At 45.0% G+C, this 17,638-nt stretch carries 20 protein-coding genes; all 20 read right to left on the bottom strand.

What is annotated here, in order from left to right; translation table 11 throughout:
* Positions 1 to 54: 54 nt before the first annotated feature.
* Positions 55 to 840 carry an MlaA family lipoprotein gene (locus ACMAZD_RS05105; protein WP_435248788.1) on the bottom strand — a complete coding sequence of 262 codons (786 nt, stop codon included), beginning with the start codon at positions 838 to 840 and terminating at the stop codon, positions 55 to 57.
* Positions 841 to 956: 116 nt separating this feature from the next.
* Positions 957 to 2,177 (bottom strand): c-type cytochrome biogenesis protein CcmI, encoded by a 1,221-nt coding sequence (gene ccmI / locus ACMAZD_RS05100; protein ID WP_435248787.1) that lies wholly within the window; start codon positions 2,175 to 2,177, stop codon positions 957 to 959.
* Entirely contained in the window at positions 2,177 to 2,665 is a 489-nt protein-coding gene (locus ACMAZD_RS05095) for a cytochrome c-type biogenesis protein (RefSeq protein ID WP_102266696.1), read from the bottom strand. Before ACMAZD_RS05095 ends, ccmI begins: the two co-directional genes overlap by 1 nt.
* On the bottom strand, positions 2,662 to 3,213 hold the full coding sequence (locus tag ACMAZD_RS05090; protein ID WP_017104854.1) for a DsbE family thiol:disulfide interchange protein: 552 nt from the start codon (positions 3,211 to 3,213) through the stop codon (positions 2,662 to 2,664). The genes ACMAZD_RS05095 and ACMAZD_RS05090 overlap by 4 nt, the downstream gene beginning before the upstream one ends.
* The gene (locus tag ACMAZD_RS05085; protein ID WP_435248786.1) at positions 3,213 to 5,183 is read right to left on the bottom strand and encodes a heme lyase CcmF/NrfE family subunit; all 1,971 of its coding nucleotides are present in this window, start codon (positions 5,181 to 5,183) and stop codon (positions 3,213 to 3,215) included. Before ACMAZD_RS05085 ends, ACMAZD_RS05090 begins: the two co-directional genes overlap by 1 nt.
* Positions 5,180 to 5,662: a cytochrome c maturation protein CcmE gene (ccmE, locus tag ACMAZD_RS05080; RefSeq protein ID WP_017104852.1), complete on the bottom strand. Its 483-nt coding sequence runs from the start codon at positions 5,660 to 5,662 to the stop codon at positions 5,180 to 5,182. Before ccmE ends, ACMAZD_RS05085 begins: the two co-directional genes overlap by 4 nt.
* Positions 5,659 to 5,865, bottom strand: a complete 207-nt coding sequence (gene ccmD, locus ACMAZD_RS05075; protein WP_017104851.1) for a heme exporter protein CcmD — start codon at positions 5,863 to 5,865, stop codon at positions 5,659 to 5,661. Before ccmD ends, ccmE begins: the two co-directional genes overlap by 4 nt.
* Positions 5,866 to 5,879: 14 nt before the next feature.
* On the bottom strand, positions 5,880 to 6,620 hold the full coding sequence (locus ACMAZD_RS05070; RefSeq protein WP_435248785.1) for a heme ABC transporter permease: 741 nt from the start codon (positions 6,618 to 6,620) through the stop codon (positions 5,880 to 5,882).
* Positions 6,621 to 6,767: 147 nt separating this feature from the next.
* On the bottom strand, positions 6,768 to 7,436 hold the full coding sequence (gene ccmB, locus ACMAZD_RS05065; RefSeq protein ID WP_122053846.1) for a heme exporter protein CcmB: 669 nt from the start codon (positions 7,434 to 7,436) through the stop codon (positions 6,768 to 6,770).
* A gap of 1 nt (position 7,437) precedes the next feature.
* The gene (gene ccmA, locus ACMAZD_RS05060) at positions 7,438 to 8,055 is read right to left on the bottom strand and encodes a cytochrome c biogenesis heme-transporting ATPase CcmA (protein ID WP_435248784.1); all 618 of its coding nucleotides are present in this window, start codon (positions 8,053 to 8,055) and stop codon (positions 7,438 to 7,440) included.
* A gap of 276 nt (positions 8,056 to 8,331) precedes the next feature.
* On the bottom strand, positions 8,332 to 8,841 hold the full coding sequence (locus tag ACMAZD_RS05055; protein WP_435248783.1) for a DUF2802 domain-containing protein: 510 nt from the start codon (positions 8,839 to 8,841) through the stop codon (positions 8,332 to 8,334).
* Positions 8,841 to 9,335 (bottom strand): chemotaxis protein CheW, encoded by a 495-nt coding sequence (locus ACMAZD_RS05050; protein ID WP_004736225.1) that lies wholly within the window; start codon positions 9,333 to 9,335, stop codon positions 8,841 to 8,843. Before ACMAZD_RS05050 ends, ACMAZD_RS05055 begins: the two co-directional genes overlap by 1 nt.
* A 72-nt stretch (positions 9,336 to 9,407) precedes the next feature.
* Positions 9,408 to 10,649: a chemotaxis protein CheW gene (locus ACMAZD_RS05045; protein ID WP_435248782.1), complete on the bottom strand. Its 1,242-nt coding sequence runs from the start codon at positions 10,647 to 10,649 to the stop codon at positions 9,408 to 9,410.
* Positions 10,636 to 11,418 (bottom strand): ParA family protein, encoded by a 783-nt coding sequence (locus tag ACMAZD_RS05040; protein ID WP_435248781.1) that lies wholly within the window; start codon positions 11,416 to 11,418, stop codon positions 10,636 to 10,638. Before ACMAZD_RS05040 ends, ACMAZD_RS05045 begins: the two co-directional genes overlap by 14 nt.
* A 10-nt stretch (positions 11,419 to 11,428) precedes the next feature.
* Positions 11,429 to 12,553, bottom strand: coding sequence for a protein-glutamate methylesterase/protein-glutamine glutaminase (locus tag ACMAZD_RS05035; RefSeq protein WP_435248780.1), 1,125 nt, complete (start codon positions 12,551 to 12,553; stop codon positions 11,429 to 11,431).
* Positions 12,554 to 12,566: 13 nt separating this feature from the next.
* Entirely contained in the window at positions 12,567 to 14,756 is a 2,190-nt protein-coding gene (locus ACMAZD_RS05030; RefSeq protein WP_435248779.1) for a chemotaxis protein CheA, read from the bottom strand.
* A 9-nt stretch (positions 14,757 to 14,765) separates the two neighbouring features.
* Entirely contained in the window at positions 14,766 to 15,497 is a 732-nt protein-coding gene (locus tag ACMAZD_RS05025; RefSeq protein WP_435248778.1) for a protein phosphatase CheZ, read from the bottom strand.
* 115 nt (positions 15,498 to 15,612) lie between these two features.
* Positions 15,613 to 15,981, bottom strand: a complete 369-nt coding sequence (cheY, locus tag ACMAZD_RS05020; RefSeq protein WP_017104841.1) for a chemotaxis response regulator CheY — start codon at positions 15,979 to 15,981, stop codon at positions 15,613 to 15,615.
* A gap of 42 nt (positions 15,982 to 16,023) precedes the next feature.
* Positions 16,024 to 16,758 (bottom strand): RNA polymerase sigma factor FliA, encoded by a 735-nt coding sequence (locus ACMAZD_RS05015; protein ID WP_435248777.1) that lies wholly within the window; start codon positions 16,756 to 16,758, stop codon positions 16,024 to 16,026.
* The gene (locus ACMAZD_RS05010; RefSeq protein ID WP_435248776.1) at positions 16,751 to 17,638 is read right to left on the bottom strand and encodes a MinD/ParA family protein; all 888 of its coding nucleotides are present in this window, start codon (positions 17,636 to 17,638) and stop codon (positions 16,751 to 16,753) included. The genes ACMAZD_RS05015 and ACMAZD_RS05010 overlap by 8 nt, the downstream gene beginning before the upstream one ends.

The following is a 17,638-nucleotide window of genomic DNA, read 5'->3' as shown; positions in this document are numbered from 1 at the left end:
CGATGTTAAATCAACATCGAGCCTTTCTTTTATCGGCTATTCAAAGTGCTATATTTAGTAATCTTCTAGGTATCCGTCTATGAAATCTTCTTCATCAAGATCGACCTCTTCAGGTTCAACCTCGGCTTTAAAGTCACGACGTTGAATATAAACATCTCGCGTGAACGCATACGGATCTGGCGAGTCGTCTAGCAACGCTTCTTGCGACACTAACTGAGCACGAGTCTCCATCCCTTCAAATGCCCACTTGCCTAGGCCGGCCCAAACGTTCAACAAAGACAGAGGCACATAGAGGCTATCCACCTGACCAGTCACTTCACGAGTAGTAACAGGACCGTAACCTGGTACCATAAAGTACGGTCCATTCCCTACCCCATAATGACCAATTGCATCTGAAAACGACTTATCATCGTATTTGTTGATGCCGGCAGCACTGGCAATATCAATCAAACCTAACAAGCCAAATGTCGAGTTAATCCAAAAGCGATTAAAATGATCAACCGCTTTCTTGCCGTTACCCATGATTAAGTTATTCACCATGCTCGCAGGTTCGCCTAAGTTGGCTAAAAAATTTGAGATACCAGAACGAACAGGAACAGGGGTGTAGCCAACATAAGCGAGAGAAACAGGACGAACTAAATAAGGGTCTAGATATTCGTAATTGATGTCCCACATCGCTCGGTTGAACCCTTCGAAAGGATCATTCGGGTGGGACTCTTCGACGTATTCAGAGGTTTCGAGGTTATCATCGTTAGTGCTTTCGTCTGGTGCACTAGAACAGCCCACCGTTAAGCTTGCGATAAAGAGTAAACTCGAGAGTCTTAAAACACAAACAGACATATCATCTTTCCATAAGGAATAATAAAAAGGCCAGCAATCGCTGGCCTCAATTGTTGGCGTAAGTCTATACCGTTTACCTACAAATCGGAATAGCTAACACCTATGCAAAGTGATGATTAATATTGCTTATTGATGTTAATGGTCACTGGAGCACCCAGTTCAACCACTTCACTTTCACCATACCAGTCACCGTCTCGAGTTGAGACATTACCATCAGTATCAAGCCTAGCTCTAACCATCAAAGTTTCAAGACTAGACAAATTTTGACCTTGTATCATGCTATTACCGTCATCAAGTACAACTGTACGAGGGAAAGAACCCAGCGGGTAACGAGCCGCACCAATGGGCATTCGTGAACCATCCGCTCTATGTACCGAAACAACCAACACAGACTTAGGATCAACATTGACATCGCCAGACAGCTCAAGCGTTACTGCAACACTCTTACCTTGGTCAACACCCATGGGGTCGCCCATTTTCTTCTGAGCACTTTCGATGCTGCGTGACAACATTTCATAGCGACTGTCTTGTGGACCAATCATTTGTTGCATGATACTCCAGTACTTAACTGCACCTGGGTAATCTTGACGCTCAAATGCATCGAATGCGAGTAGCGAGAACACACGAAGGTCGACATAATCGTTTTGGATCAAACGGCTCAAAATCATACGAGCTTGGTTTTGATCGGCCTCTTCAGGAGAAAGCATCAGCGCTTGAGCGAAACTTAACTGTACATCTTCATTCTTAGGTTCAAGCTTGTAAGCTCTTTCCATAGAATCTTTCGCTGTTTCAGCATCACGGTTTGCTAATGCAATACGGCCCAGTAGTAACCAACCAGTTGAATCTTTTGGTTGATAGTGAAGACGAGTACGAAGCGCTAGAGTCAAATCTTCAAGTTCATCATCGGTAAGCGTGCCACCTTCTGATGACATTAACTTTTTAGACAACTCAGGAAGGTTCGAACTCACTTCTTGCCAGTGTTGAACCTTATCTAATGCACCAAACTGAAAGTACATACCGTAAGTCACAACCAGAACCAGGATCACTGAAGGTACAACGACACCCAGCGTCGAGATTTGTGTCTTCTTGACCTTTTCTTGCGTTGGAACATCATCAAGTAGCGACTGTTTTAAGTCAGCGATCAGCTCTTGCTGGTTATCAACAAGGCCTTCTTCAGCTTCTACTTCTAATTCAACTAATCGATCTTTATAGAAGGCTTTATTCAACTCATCACGAAGCACTTCATCGTTGTTTTCCTTCTTGTTCAAAAAAGGCAGAACAATCAATAAAATCGCTGCTAGCGAAAGGACAATTGTAGAAATCCAAAATAGAGTCATTACTGTTTATCTCCGTCTTTCTCTTCTTCCAGTAACGCTTTTAAACGTGCTTCTTTGTCTGCATCCCAGCCTTTATTGGACTCTAGTGCTTTTGATTTTGACTTTCTACTTCGTAAAACAATCAAACCAAAACCTAATACAACAACCGAAAACGGGCCAACCCAAAGGATCGATGTCGCTAAGGTCAATGGCGGGTTGTACGTTACAAAGTTACCGTAACGAGCAATCATGTAATCAATAATTTCTTGCTCAGACTTGCCATCTTTTGTCATCTCATACACTTTTTGACGCAAGTCGACCGCAAGTTCCGCGTTCGAATCACCAATCGTGTTGTTCTGACATTTTGGGCAACGAAGCGTATTGCTCAAATCTTTAAATTGTTGCTCTTGATCAACCGTATCAAACTCATGAAATTCGATAGGCGCAGCCGTTACCGACGCAGAGATAGCGAAGGTCGCAAACATTGCTACAAGTGTTTGTTTAATCATTTCGCCTCCTCCAATAACTCTTGGTACATCGGCTGAAGCGTCGATGCCCAGTTAGTCGGGTTCACGTCACCAACATGGCGGTAACGAACCACGCCGCTGGCATCAATGAGAAAGGTCTCAGGAGCGCCATATACGCCAAGGTCAAGACCTAACATACCGTTACCATCGAATAAGCTGATTAAGTACGGGTTGCCCAGTTCTTTTAACCAACCAACCGCTTTGTTACGATCATCTTTGTAGTTAAGACCAATAATCTTAACGCCTTGATCTGCCAACTGATTCAAGTAAGAGTGCTCTGCGTAACAAGTCGGACACCAAGTCGCCCAAACGTTAAGCAGCAGTGGCTCACCTTTAAAGATAGCTTGGTCATGAAACTTACCAGGTTGCTCTAAGTCTTCTAAACCAAACTCAGGAACAGGCTTACCAATCAATACTGATTCCAGTTTAGTCGGGTCATCCCCCGACTGGTTACGCATCAGTTGGGTAGCAAAGACTCCAGCTAGAATCATAAAAGCAATCAGTGGAACGAATAAAATCTTCTTGTTCATTAGGCCTCCTGCTCTTGAGCCGAGTTTTTCTTTGGCTTACGGAAACGATAACGACGGTCACTTATAGCAATGATGCCACCAATCGCCATGATCAAAGCACCCGCCCAGATCCAACGTACAAATGGTTTATAGTAGATACGTACAGCCCAAGATTTGTTGTCGTCTAAACGCTCACCCATTGCGATGTATAAGTCACGTGTTACGCCACGATCAATCGCCGCTTCAGTCATCATAGACTTAGCTGTGGTGTAGAAACGTTTTTCAGCGTGAAGCGTGTTGATGTATTTGCCTTCTTTAGTAATTTCAAAGTCAGCAATATAACCATCGTAGTTAGGGCCATCTTTGTCACGAACCCCTGTGAACTGGAAGCTGTATTCTTCAAGCTGGTAGCTTTCACCAGGTGCCAGACGAACATCACGTTCGATACTGTAGTTCTGCACCATCGCGATACCGATCACTGTTACGGCTAAACCCATGTGACCACAGATCATTGCCCAATGGCTCCGAGGCAGCTTAGTTAGGCCTTTCATAAAGGTGTGACGGTGTGTTGCTCGCTCATGCAGCTCAAAGCCGTGCATAAAGAAGATCCAGAACGCCATCACCCAACCAGCAAAAGCAGTACCACTGAAGCGGTCAGCTAGCATGGTCACCATTAGTGCACTTAAACCTAACGAGAAGATACCCGAAACTAACATTGGCTTAATAAGCTTAGACAGGTTGTCACGTTTCCAACGAATCAGTGGACCGATACCCAATAGGAACGAGAACGGGATCATTAACCAGAAGAACAACATATCAAAGAATGGTGCACCGATTGAAACCGAGCCCAGACCTAACTGCTTATGAACAAGTGGTAACAACGTACCCACTAACACAACCACTAACGCAGCAATCAATAAAATATTGTTGCCGAGCAGTGCGTTTTCACGAGAAACTAAATCAAAATTACCGCGGACACGAACCGATGCGCCTTTAACAGCGAACAGCAGCAGTGAGCCACCGATAACAAATACTAGGAAGCCTAGAATAAACATGCCACGAGCAGGATCCGACGCGAACGCGTGAACCGAAACCAAGATGCCCGAACGAACTAGGAATGTACCCAGTAAGCTTAATGAGAACGCAGAAATCGCAAGTAAAACGGTCCAAGCTTTAAACGTGCCGCGCTTTTCTGTTACCGCAAGCGAGTGGATTAACGCAGTACCAGCCAACCAAGGCATGAATGAAGCGTTTTCTACTGGATCCCAGAACCACCAGCCACCCCAGCCAAGTTCGTAGTAAGCCCACCATGAACCTAGTGCGATACCTACTGTTAGGAATAACCAAGCCGCGATTGTCCAAGGACGAGACCAACGAGCCCACGCCGTATCTAAACGACCGCTCATTAGAGAAGCAATAGCGAAAGAGAACGCTACCGAGAAACCTACATACCCCATGTAAAGCATAGGCGGGTGAATAATCAAGCCCGGGTCTTGCAGTAATGGGTTCAAGTCACGGCCATCGACAGGAAAGTAAGGCAGTGTACGTAAGAACGGGTTAGACGTTACGATAATGAACAGCAAAAAGCCGACAGTAATCAAACCCATGATAGCCAGTACGCGAGCAACAGACTCTTGAGGCATACCACGGCTGAAAGTCGCTACTGCAACCGTCCAACCCGCTTGGATAAGAACCCAAAGCAGTAATGAACCTTCATGAGCACCCCAAACCGCTGTGATTCGGTAGTACCAAGGAAGTTGGCTATTCGAGTTACTTGCTACGTATTGAACCGTAAAATCATTGGTGTAGAACGCGTAGCACAAGATAAAAAACGAAATTGCTAGGAATCCGAACATACCCCATGATAGCGGTCGCGCACTATTCATTAATAATGTGTTATTTCGAGCTGCCCCATACAGCGGGAGCACACTCAATAGCAATCCCAATCCTAAGGACAGGATCATGGCAAAGTGGCCGATCTCGGCTATCATTGAGCACTTCCTTCTTTTTGTTCTGTCGAGTACTGCATTGGCTCATGGGTTTTCTTCATTGCTTCAGCAACTTCAGAAGGCATGTACTCTTCATCGTGTTTCGCTAATACTTCGAACGCTTCAATTGTTGTCGCATCTTTTAGAACGCCTTGAGCAACAATACCTTGTCCTTCACGGAAAAGATCAGGAAGAATGCCATCGTATAAAATCGTTACTTTAGGGCCAACATCTTGCAAATCAAAGCTTACACGGAGTGATTCGTTGTCACGGCTTACAGAACCGACTACAACCATGCCACCAATACGCAAGCGCTGACCCACTTCAGGTTTTTTACCGTCTTTACCATTAACAAGCTCACTTGGTGTGTAGAACAGATCCATGTTCTGGTTAAGTGCATAAACCATCAATCCAACAGTTGCACTGATACCAAAAAAGATCGCTAAGACAATGCCTAGCCTCTTCTTACGTCTTGGGTTCATAGAGTGTTCTCCATATTTTTTGCTGCATCGATACGAGCTTGACGATCAACCTTCGCTTGTACTTCAGTTAGTAATTGCTTACTACGACGAACACTTACTACCAGTAAGATAATCATCGCGAGGAATGTGATTCCAAATGCACTCCATACATATGAGGCGTAGCCACCCATGGCAAAGAAATCACTCAGAGATTCAAAATACATAATTACCTACCCTACTACGCTTTATCAGCCGCGAGTTTACGAACCCAAGGACGGTGACTTTCTTTACTGATGATTTCGTTTCTAAAACGAACCATAGTCACAGCACTAAAGAAAAAGGCGAAGCCGAAGATGTTGAGAAGAAGCGGCCATAGCATGTCACTTGAAATAGAAGGCTGATCGAACTTAGTAATCGTCGCGCCTTGGTGAAGTGTATTCCACCACTCTACTGAAAAGTGAATGATAGGTAGGTTGATGACACCAACGATCGCCAAAATACCAGCTGCTCTCGCTGCGGTTTTTTGGTCGTCAAAAGCGTGGTGTAGTGCAATCACACCCAAGTATAGGAATAGAAGAATCAGCTCTGAGGTCAAACGTGCATCCCAAACCCACCAAGCACCCCACATTGGTTTACCCCAAACAGCACCGGTTAGCAGCGCTATGAAGGTAAAGACAGCACCAATAGGCGCCATAGCCAATGCAGCCATGTCTGATAATCTCACCTGCCATACCAAACCGATAAATGCCGCAATTGCCATCGACATGTATATGCCCATCGACCAAATTGCAGACGGAACATGGATATAGATGATACGGAAGCTATCGCCTTGTTGGTAATCAGAAGGCGCAAATGCAAGCCCCCACACAGTACCTAATGATAGACACAATAGCGCTAGGATAGAGAACCATGGCATAAGTTTACCAGCAAGCTGATAAGAGGTTTCTGCTTTGGCATAGGGATGGAGCCATTTCCACATGTTGTAATCTCACTCTTGCTTCATATTGCTTACAGCTATTAAAGCTATAATTATAATAATTTATTTGTCTTGCTTTCAGTTTTACTGACTCTGTAAGTCCAATCGACACGTTTGGTTCACATTAGCTATACGATAACGGCCCCCTAATCAGTTCACACTCACTCTAAGTGCGGCGCTAATCGCAAAAGGTGTCAGAGTCATGGCACCCATTAACATCGCCCCAAGCACCGCCAACTGGCCGTTATACGCAACACCTAGTGCTGCCGCATCAATCGCAGATGTAGCAAATATAAGAATGGGGATGTACAGCGGCAGAATTAACAGGCTTAAAAGCACACCACCTTTCTGAAGCCCCACCGTTAAAGCCACACCAATCGCACCAATAAAGCTCAATGCAGGCGTACCGACCAATAACGTTAAAACAACCGACAGCCAGGTATCGAAATCCAAAGACAGTAATACCGCCAATAGAGGGCTAATCAAAATTAATGGTAACCCAGTCAATAACCAGTGTGCTATGACCTTGGACAATACTACCAATTGCAACGGGATGGGCATCAGCATCATTTGCTCAAGGGCGCCATCTTGAAAATCATCGCGAAACAAACGCTCTAAAGAGAGCAACGCAGAGAGTAAAGCGGCTACCCAAACGATGCCTGCTGCAATACGAGCGAGTAAGTTTGGCTCTGGCCCAATGCTTAACGGGAAAAGGGTGATTACAATGATGAAAAACCACAGAGGGTTAAAAATATCCGCTTGACGACGAAATGCGATAAGCAATTCGCGTCGAATGATCATTGTCATTGAAGAGATCATATTACTCACCCAACTTTATTTTTCTTAGTTTCGGGCTGTCAGCAAACATATCTTGGTGAGTGGTCAATAACACAATGCCACCATTATCCGCATGCTGAGAAAAAAGAGATTCCAGAACTTTGACACCCTGCTTATCAATTGCAGTCAGTGGTTCATCCAAAATCCATAACATTTGCTTACTCAACCAAAGACGCGCCAACGCAACACGGCGTTGTTGCCCTGCTGAAAGTTGACCTGCAGGGACATCCTCTCTTCCAGCTAAACCCACTTGAGTCAAGGCATGATAGAGCTCTTCCTTAGTGGTATCGGCATTATGAATCGATTGATAAAAACTAAGGTTCTCATACGCGCTGAGTTCGCGCTTAACACCGGTTTGGTGCCCAAGAAACAGAAGGTTTTGATGATAAATGTCTCGACTCGACTCAATAGAGCTACCATCCCAAGAGATAGATCCTTCATCACGGTCACCTAAGCCAGTGATGATTCTCAGGAGTGTCGTTTTCCCAGTACCGTTACGACCTTCAACTTGAACCAGTTCGCCTGGTTTTAGCTGAAAAGACAACGATTCAAATAGAACCCTGTCGTCACGAATAGCAGTTAAATTAGAGACTTCTAGCATAGGTAAATTTAGTAGAGTAATGAGAGCGCTATAGTAGCACACCAGTAAGGTCACAAAATAGGACTAGGCGTTTTCGAGGGAACAAACTCCGTAAGAAACTGTTACCACCACATCACAATTTACACATTTTTATTCTTGATGCAGATATTGTCGTAGATACAAGCACTTATAAACATCATTCTATAAACCGACAGACATAAAAAAAGAAGCCGAAGCTTCTTTTTAAGAGGAGTACATAATAAACATCTGATTATTAATACTGATTAAGCGCTCAATTTAACGACGTGGAGGTGAAGGCTTACGATCGTGAGAAGAGGGTTGTTTATCAAAAGATGACGGGTTACTTCTTAATGAAGGAATCTTCTCTTTGCCTGCCAGCTTATTCTGCAGAGACATCATTAGCTCAGCTTCCGCTTTTGGCAATTCGCATTCTTCAATCAGTTCATTTATCCCAGCACCAAGCTGAACCATTTTGGTCGCTCGTGTGTACAAACGGCCATCAGTATCAGCGTGTTCGAGTTCAACGATACGCTCATTCAAATGCTTAATCACATCTTGTTGCTCGGTCACTTTTTGACCAAGACCAAGAACAACAGAGCGAACCTCAAGTAATTGCTTACTCGATTTTTGCAGCTCTTTGTCCAGGTTACGAACTTGAAGGCGTGATTGGTCTAGCTGTTTTTGAATTGCACGTTTTACTTTGCTAAGCAAAATCAAGATGAACAACGTAAACACGCCGACTCCTGCAATTAACACTGCAGGAGTCAAAGGAAGCGCTTCAAACATTACAGGTGAGCCATCTCATCCCATTCGTCTTCGCTTAGTAGTTTGTTTAGATCTACTAAGATAAGCAGCTTGCCATCACGGTTGCTTACACCTTGGATGAACTTAGCACTTTCGTCAGTACCAACACTTGGGGTCGTGTCGATCTCAGAAGAACGTAAGTAAACCACTTCAGCAACGCTATCTACTAAGATACCAATAACTTGACGCTCAGATTCAATAACGATGATACGAGTATTATCTGTTATTTCACCTTGCATTAAACCAAAGCGAGAGCGAGTGTCGATAACAGTCACAACGTTACCACGTAGGTTGATAATACCTAGAACATAGTCTGGAGCGCCCGGTACTGGAGCGATTTCGCTATAGCGAAGTACTTCACGTACCTGCATAACATTGATGCCGTAAGTTTCTTCTTCTAGCTGGAATGTCACCCATTGAAGTACTTCATCATTAGTTGGGTCTTTTCTTACTTCAATTTCACTCATATGAGACATATTTAATCCTCTTGCCGTCGTTACCGACCACTATTATTAACTTGATACTTGTTGTTAGCCTAGTGCTTATTACTAGCTTAATGCTTTTACATCTAGCCCTGCGTTTAGCATGACGATCAATGCTTCGACATGAATCAAAGCACACATTTTTTCTTTTACCATACCAGCGAGCCAAGGCCGTTTCCCCGCCATTTCTCGCCAACGTACTTTATCTGTATTGAGAAGCTCAGTGCCTTTCAGCTCAGTACCGGCAAGCCCCCACAAGCTTTCTCCAAGCATAACTATATATTGATAGTTTTCTTTGTATTCATCATTCGTTAGTTTCTCAGACATCACCCATTTTGCGGTGTCGACAACATCTAACTGACTATCTCGGTTTGTTTGCAAACCTAAATACCAAGCAGGCTTACCAATCAAATGGCTAAGCTCTTCAAGGCGATGAATACCACCAAGTTCATCAAGAGGGACCGCAAAAGTTACCCCGTTGACATCAAAATACAGTACCTGAAAATCTTCTGTTCGAGCTGTGCTTTCCCATGATGTAAACCGTTCAATGCCGCCTGATTGAGTTTCAAGTTCAACCTCAGGTTCACCGTTCGATTCAATCTCTGGTTCTTCAATGTCCGTTTCGTCTTGCTGAGCTTCGACGTGTGAGTCTTCAGCTATTGGTGACTCAATTGTCGGCTCAACAGCTTGTTCAACAGATGGCTCAACAGATGGCTCAACAGATGGCTCAACAGCCATTGATAAATCAGGCTCAAGGAGATTCCAGTCTTGAATTTCAGGCTCTACAGAAAGCTGAACGGATTCCACGGCAGCATCAAACATTTGCATGTCTGCGTGTTGAGCAATTTTCTGTGTATTTTGATCCATTAATTCATCAAGATTCAGTTCATCAACCACGTTCGTCGCTTCTAAGCGGCTCAGCAGTTTTTGTACATCCTCAAGGTTTGGAACCTCAAACTCCGCCTCTCTCAGCTCGGCATAGGTGGAGTAGCTTGAACGTTTTGGCTCTGGCTCTGGCTCTGGCTCTGGCTCTGGCTCTGGCTCTGGCTCTGGCTCTGGCTCTGGCTCTGGCTCTGGCTCTGGCTCTGGCTCTGGCTCTGGCTCTGGCTCTGGCTCTGGCTCTGGCTCTGGCTCTGGCTCTGGCTCTGGCTCTGGCTCTGCAGATGATGACTGAGCGTTAGACTCGTCAACAAAAAATTCATCAGAATCCAGAACTTCATCGCCTAACAGCGCAGTAAAATAATCATCAAGTGCTTGTTCACTCGATAAACTTGGTTGCGCCATTATTGATTCTTTATTCGCGCTCATTTATCGCCAGCCTTTCGAGATAAATAAGCAACTGTTTGTAAGCAAATACACCACGACTACCCGATGCAAAATGAGATGCTGGTAAGCGCTTTAGGCTTGCATCTCTAAACTTAGTGTCAATAGGGACAGCAGAGGTCCAAACTTGATTTGGATAATCTTCTTTCAGCTGAGTTAACGTCTGTAATGAAGCCTTTGTTCGCTTGTCATACATCGTTGGTACTACCGTCACTTTAAACGGCGTTTTGCGAGATTTTTGCATGATAGTCAGAGTTCGGATCATGCGTTCCAACCCTTTCATTGCTAAAAACTCAGTCTGGACTGGGATCAAGATACGATCACTGGCTGCCAATGCATTCACCATCATCACGCCAAGAATCGGCGGGCAATCGATCAACACATAGTCATAGTCATCTTTCAAAGCGGCAAGCGCACGCTTTAAAATTAACCCCATTCCACTGCGATTACCCATCACACGGTCTAATGTCGCGAGCGACATATGTGCAGGGATAATATCAATGCCTTCAACTTCAGTTTGCAATGTCAAAGGTCTTACCGTCTGAGCAGTAAACTCACGCAACTGAAACAGATCAAACAAACTCAACTCCACCGTATCTGAATCGTAACCCAGATAAGTGGTCAGTGATGCATGCGGATCGGTATCAACCAACAGAACACGGTGGCCTTTCAAGGCAAGCAAGCCTGCCAAGGTCACCGTCGTGGTTGTTTTGCCAACACCACCTTTTTGGTTTGCAACACTCCAAACAATCATGTCGATTTACCTAAGCTAAGCCAACTTCAACCAAGATCCTTTCCGCGATGCGGTCTAGAGGTAGGTCTTCAGTAGAAATGCCAGCTTTTGCTACAGCTTGAGGCATACCATATACAACACAGCTTTCTTCGTCTTGTGCCCAAATCGTCGAGCCCGCAGTTTTTAACATACGCGAACCTTCTCGACCATCAGCGCCCATACCGGTCAGTATCATAGACAAGACTTTGTCACCGTAGATCTTTGCAGCAGAACCGAATGTGACATCCACACAAGGCTTGTAGTTCATTCGATCGCCGCCATCGATAATTCGTAAGCGAGCAGACCCTGCACGACCATCAACCATCATCTGTTTACCACCGGGAGCAAGGTAAGCCACTCCTGGTTTCAACACATCTCCGTCTTGCGCTTCGCGAACTTCGATCTTACACAAGGTATTCAGCCGGCTTGCAAATGCAGCAGTAAAGGTTGCTGGCATGTGCTGAACTAACACGATCGGATGTGGATAATGAGCAGGAATGCGAGTCAAAATCTTCTGTAGTGCAACAGGACCGCCAGTCGACGTACCAATAGCAGTTAACTGATACTTTTTACCTGATGCTCTAAATTTTGCAGTCGATGCAACAACAGGCTTCGCAGCAGGTGTTACCGCTGAAGTGGTTTGACGCAGCGATGAAGCTGTTGACGCAGTTGCTGCTGCCGTTGCTCTAGGAGCAACAGGTGTACGGCGCATGAACGCACGCTTAGCGGCAATTTGAATCACACGCTGTTGAAGCAGAACGACCGCATCGTCACGGTTTCGAGCGATGTCTTCGAACTTCTTAGGTAAGAAATCCAGAGCTCCGGCATCTAACGCATCCAATGTTGCTCTAGCACCATCATGCGTTAACGATGAAAACATCAAAATAGGCGTTGGAGACGCAGCCATAATTTCACGAACGGCTGTGATGCCGTCCATGACTGGCATTTCGATGTCCATAGTAATGACGTCAGGTCTAAGCTTCTTTGCTTTCTCAACCGCTTCTTTACCATTTACAGCTACATCGATGACTTCTAGGCGAGCCTCTGAGTTGATGATCTCGCTTACGCGACGGCGGAAAAAGCTCGAATCATCAACGACTAATACTTTAATCGCCATATTTATCCTTAAATTAAATTCTTGATGCTGCAGCGTACTGCTTCAACAAGTCAGGCACATCGAGAATCAATGCAATGTGTCCATCACTTGTAATTGTCGCGCCTGCCATACCTGGCGTACCTTGCAACAACTTATCAAGTGGCTTGATAACGACTTCTTCTTGACCAATCAGCGTATCGACAACAAAGCCAACTCTTTGGCTTCCAAGCTGAACGATAACAACGTGACCATGCCCTTTGCGTAGTTCAACAATACCGGCTTTTGGTGCAAGCCAATTTTGTAAATAGAACAACGGGATAGATTTATCACGGACGATGATGGTCAACTGGCCATCAACCACGTTAGTACGGCTTAGGTCTAAGTGGAAAATCTCGTTTACAGAAGCCAATGGCAACGCGAATGGGTGACCCGCTACGCCGACCATCAAGGTTGGAAGAATCGCAAGCGTCAGTGGAACCTTGATCGTAATCTTGGTGCCTTGACCCATTTCAGAATCGATATCAATTGAACCATTCAGTGTATTGATCGCTGTTTTCACAACGTCCATACCTACACCACGGCCAGAGATATCTGATATTTGCTCTTTGCTTGAGAAGCCAGGTGCAAAAATAAGATTGAAACACTCTTTGTTTGATAAGCGAGACGCTGCGTCTTCGTCCATCAGACCACGTTTAACCGCAATAGCACGAAGCTTATCAGGGTCCATACCGCCACCGTCATCAACGATAGCCAATTCAATATGGTCACCTTCTTGCGAGGCTGACAGGATCACTTTACCTGTTTGTGATTTGCCAGCCGCAATACGAGCTTCAGGCATCTCAATACCGTGGTCCACAGAGTTTCTCACTAAGTGAATCAGTGGATCGGCAAGTGCTTCTACTAAATTCTTATCAAGATCCGTTTCTTCACCGCGCATTTCAAGAACAATGTCTTTCTTCAAACTACGAGCAAGGTCGCGGACAACTCGTGGGAAACGACCAAAAACTTTCTTGATCGGCTGCATACGAGTCTTCATTACCGCACCTTGAAGGTCTGCGGTAACAACGTCTAAATTCGAGACAGCTTTCGCCATTTCTTCGTCATTGCTGTTTAAGCCTAAACTCACCAGTCGGTTACGAACCAATACCAACTCACCGACCATGTTCATGATGGTATCGAGTGTTGATGTATCAACACGAACCGTTGCTTCCGCTTGTTGCTTCTTCGCTGACGTTTTAACTTCAGCCTTAGCTGGAACATTCAGCTTAGATTCAGCGTTAGCAGCAGGCTTCGCAACAGCAGGAGTTGCTGGTTGTGGCTTAGGAGCGACTTGTGGTGCAGGTACAACAGAAGCAGCTTTTACATCAGCAGGCTTAGTTGCAGCATCCAGCTCTTCAATCGACGGGCCATTACCTGAACCATGTAACTGATCAAGTAACTTCTCAAACTCTTCGTCCGTCATCAGGTCATCGCCTTCAGACATCACCGAAACTGGATCAGCGACAGGAGGAGGTGGTGGAGGCGTTGAACTTGCCGCTGTCGGACTCTTACCAGCACCGTGCAGTTCATCTAATAACTTTTCAAATTCATCATCAGTAATATCACCACTGTCAGCAACTGGCTGAGGCGTAGCGGGCGCTGGCGGCGGAGTTGGTGCAGAAGCTGCTGTCGGTGAACCACCTTTACCATGAAGTTCATCAAGTAGGCGTTCAAACTCATCTTCAGAGATATCATCCACTGAAGATGCACTGATACTAGAGCTTTCTACAACAGGTTCAGGCGCAGCAACAATAGGTTCAGGAATGACAGGGGCTGGCGCGACTTCATCAGCAGCCTCTGGTTTGCAGAGACGATGAAGCTCATCCAATAAAGATTGGTCAGCAGGTACTAAAGCCTCCTCATCTTGCACGGCTCGAAACTGTACATTCACTGTATCGAGAGCCTGCAGCATCGTATCCATCAAACCTGATGTTACGCTGCGTTGGCCGTTTCTTAGAATGTCGAACACATTCTCAGCACCATGACAAGTATCCACCAGCTCAGTCAATGCTAGGAAACCAGCACCACCTTTTACTGTATGGAAACCACGGAAAATAGCATTTAATAGGTCTTTGTCGTCAGGGTTATTCTCAAGCTCTACCAATTGTTCTGATAGGAGTTCAAGGATCTCTCCTGCTTCGACTAAAAAGTCCTGAAGAATATCTTCGTCTAAATCGTAGCTCATACGTTACCTTTAAAATCCAAGACTGGATAACAAATCGTCGACTTCATCTTGAGATGCCACAGCGTCTTCGCGCGCTTCTGGGTTCATGATTGGACCCTCAGGAGCAATAGATGCTTTCTTCTCTTTTTCTGGCGTTGGCTCTATCTGATTCGCACCGAATACCGTGAGAATCTCCACCAAACGCCCTTCAACCTCATTTACCAAGGTAATAACTTTGCTAATGATCTGCCCAGTTAAATCTTGGAAATCTTGAGCCATCAAGATTTCAGTCAGTTGTCCACGTAGTTCAGTACTATCGCCTTCTACTTGGACAAGTAATCCATCAATGCGGTGACATAAAGCTTTAAATTGTGCCAGCTCAATGCGGCCATGCATCAGTTCATTCCATTGAGGCCTTACTTGAAGTAAACAATCGTGTAGGTTGTCTGCTATTGGCATACAACGATCGACTGCGTCCATCGTCTTGTTTGCTGCAACTTCCGTTTTATCAATGACATATTGAAGGCGATCCCTAGCATCAGGGATTTCATCATTTGCGATAACGCTGATGCGTTCATCGAAATTGAATTGAGCCAAAGAGTCATGGAGGTCGCGAGTCAGACTACCTATTTCTTGAAGCATTGGATTGTCTTGAAGACTAAAATTATCTTCATAAATGCTTCTAACAAGAGAATCAGCACCTTGCTGCTCATCGTTTTCAAGCAGCTCTACTAATTTTTTTGCTTGTTCTAATGAAATCATCCTGAATTCGGCCTTACTCCGCATACTTTTATGACGCTTCGACCATTGAGATAAACAACAAACTTAACCGTGAGTGTCTCTCTAGAAGCGCCTAAAAACAGGTTAGTATTGACGCTTATAAGCGATCAAAAATCTTATCAAGTTTCTCTTTCAGAGTTGCCGCTGTGAAAGGCTTCACAATGTAACCATTAACACCTGCTTGAGCAGCTTCGATGATCTGTTCACGTTTCGCTTCTGCCGTGATCATAAGCACTGGAAGGTGCTTAAGTTCTGCGTCTGCACGAACGTGTTTTAACAGGTCAATACCTTGCATACCCGGCATGTTCCAGTCGGTTACCACGAAATCAAATTCGCCTTTTTTCAGCATTGGTAAAGCGGTCAAGCCATCGTCTGCTTCTTGAGTGTTGTTGAAACCTAAATCGCGCAGTAGGTTTTTAACAATTCGGCGCATCGTTGAAAAGTCGTCAACAATGAGAATTTTCATGTTTTTGTTCAAATTAGCCTCCACTGAATAAAACCAGTGTTGTTAGTCGTTCTGTGTCCAAGCACTTAACTTAGTGCGTAGACGCTGCATCGATTGGCTCAGTATTTGGCTGACACGAGATTCGCTGACACCTAACACTTCCCCAATCTCTTTTAAATTGAGTTCTTCGTCGTAATAAAGTGAAAGCACGAGGCCTTCTCTTTCTGGAAGTTGTTTTATCGAATCGATCAAAGCTTGGCGGAATGACTCATCTGCAACCCCTTGAAAGGGCGCATTGTCTTGAGAATCTTCATTCGGAGAAATGACATCATCTGAGACGCCTAAATCTTCGATACCGACCAATCTTGAGCAGTTAATATCGGTCAATGCACTGTGGTACTGATCTAAACTGAGCCCCATATGTTTTGCCACTTCAGCATCACTTGGGTCTCGATTTAGAATACTTTCCAGCTCTGCAATCGCACTGCTGATTTCTCGATTATTTTTGTGAACCGATCTTGGCACCCAATCGCCACGGCGAATGTCATCCAACATAGCCCCGCGAATTCGAATACCAGCATACGTCTCAAAGCTTGCGCCTTTGGTACCATCATAGTTTTGTTGCGCTTCAATCAAGCCAATCATGCCAGCTTGAATTAAGTCATCAACCAATACATTAGGCGGCAATCGCCCCAACAAGTGATGAGCGATACGTTTAACCAACACAGAGTACTTCTCAAAAAAAGCCTGCTGGCTATTGAGATTTGCATGCTGATCGTAGGTAAGCGCTTTATTCACCAAATGGTTCCTCTACAAATTCAGGACGATTCAGCAGCCTTTCAACAAAAAATTCCAAATGCCCGCTTGGCGTCTTTGGTATTGGCCACGTCAATGCTTTATTTGCTAATGAACTGATTGCCAACGCCGCAGGAGAGCGAGGGAACGCATCTACTACGATTTTCTGTCTCTTGACTGATTGACGTACTTTATCATCTAAAGGGATACATGCTACGAGTTCGAGGCTCACATTCAAGAAACGCTCTGTGACCAAAGTCAACTTTGCAAATAATTCTCGGCCTTCACGATAGCTTCTGACCATATTTGCAACGATTTTAAATCGCTGAACTTGGTGCTCTCGGCTCAACAGCTTAATCAAAGCATAGGCATCAGTGATCGAAGTTGGTTCATCACAAACCACAACCACGACATCTTGCGCTGCTCTTGAAAAGCTAATCACCATGTCCGATATGCCTGCTGCCGTATCGACTAGCAAGATGTCCATCTCGTCTTCAAGAGAACCGAACGCTCGAATCAAACCAGCATGTTGAGCATGTGAAAGTTCGGTCATGCTTTGTGTACCCGATGTCGCTGGAATTATCTTAATTCCGTGCGGCCCTTCGACAATCGCATCCTTAAGTTCACACTCACCCGCCAAAACGTGCCCTAGGTTTCGCTTAGAACGAATACCCAGCATGATGTCGACGTTAGCTAATCCTAAATCGGCATCCAGTACCATGACTTTTTTGCCTTGGCGAGCCATGCAAATAGCCATACCTAACGTCACATTAGATTTACCTACCCCACCCTTACCGCCAGTTACAGCGATAACTTTTGTGATTGAAGGCTTCGTCAAGCGACGGAGGCCGCTAGCTTGATCATGTATCATATTTTCATTCAT

Source organism: Vibrio sp. nBUS_14 (assembly GCF_051201655.1).
Classification (GTDB): Bacteria; Pseudomonadota; Gammaproteobacteria; order Enterobacterales; family Vibrionaceae; genus Vibrio.
This window is presented reverse-complemented; position numbering and strand designations above follow the sequence as displayed.